The sequence below is a fragment of the Priestia sp. P5_B4 genome, from assembly GCF_056400385.1.
This window is the reverse complement of sequence record NZ_JBFULJ010001188.1, coordinates 1-934: the sequence shown is the minus strand read 5'-3', so window position 1 is coordinate 934 and position 934 is coordinate 1. Positions and strand designations below refer to the sequence as shown.

At 32.4% G+C, this 934-nt stretch carries 2 protein-coding genes; both read right to left on the bottom strand.

The features are described 5' to 3' along the window. A partial coding sequence (locus AC1DRF_RS29835) for a BA3454 family stress response protein (RefSeq protein WP_477742550.1) occupies positions 1-77 on the bottom strand: 77 nt, incomplete at its 3' end. 32 nt (positions 78-109) lie between these two features. Continuing rightward, entirely contained in the window at positions 110-505 is a 396-nt protein-coding gene (spxA, locus tag AC1DRF_RS29830) for a transcriptional regulator SpxA (protein WP_427077256.1), read from the bottom strand. Positions 506-934 lie beyond the last annotated feature (429 nt).

The following is a 934-nucleotide window of genomic DNA, read 5'->3' as shown; positions in this document are numbered from 1 at the left end:
GTAAGTTCTTTTTTGACAAGGACATTGGTTTGATAATTTCTATCTTTATAATTAACTGTAACGAATACTTGAATCATCTCTTTTTTCCTCCTTTCAAAAACTTTAATTATTAATTAGCCACTTTTTGTAATTGGGTGTTCAAAGAATTGCGAACCTTGCGAGGCAAAAATCTACGTATTTCCTCCTCGTTATATCCAACCTGTAATCTTTTTTCGTCCTGTATAATCGGCCGGCGCAACATTTGGGGGTACTTCATTATTAAGTTATAGAATTCATTAAGCGAAAGAGATTCAACATTTATATTTAATTCCTGAAAGATTTTTGATTGGGTTGAAATAATATCGTTAGTCCCATCCTCTGTCAAGCGAAGAATAGATTTAATTTCATTGACTGTAAGAGGATCAGATATTATGTTTCTTTCAATATAGTCAATATGATGTTTCTCAAGCCAAGCTTTTGCTTTACGGCAAGAAGTACAGCTTGGTGTCAAATACAGATTTACCATACTTTTGCACACTCCTTTTAAAATATTTTGGCAAATATGCGCTTAGGTAAACTATTATTAGTTGATAAAACTTCGGTTTAATTATTATTCTGCTGAATACTTGTTCCTTCAGGGTTTAAATGAAATAAAAAAAATTACAGTTTGACATTAAATATTTCCAGTGTTTTTCCTCCCCTATTACCTACTGGCTGTACTGTAATTTTAATCATTACAGTTCGTTTCGTCAACTGTAAAATAATGTATTTTGGTCATAATCACTTGTTTCACGATCTCCTTATCCAGAACATCCTTTGCCTTTTCCCACTTTTTGAGCTTCAGACAGGCATCGCCCAATAAACTTGAAGGGAAATAGGAATTCTGGGATATTAATGAATATCTTTTTTCTTAAATCGACCACCATGAACTGAAGCTATATCCGAAGTAATAATA

What these genes read in the sequence shown, in the direction of transcription:
- spxA (WP_427077256.1), bottom strand. Translation starts at nt 505, where the DNA reads ATGGTAAATCTGTATTTGACACCAAGCTGTACTTCTTGCCGTAAAGCA.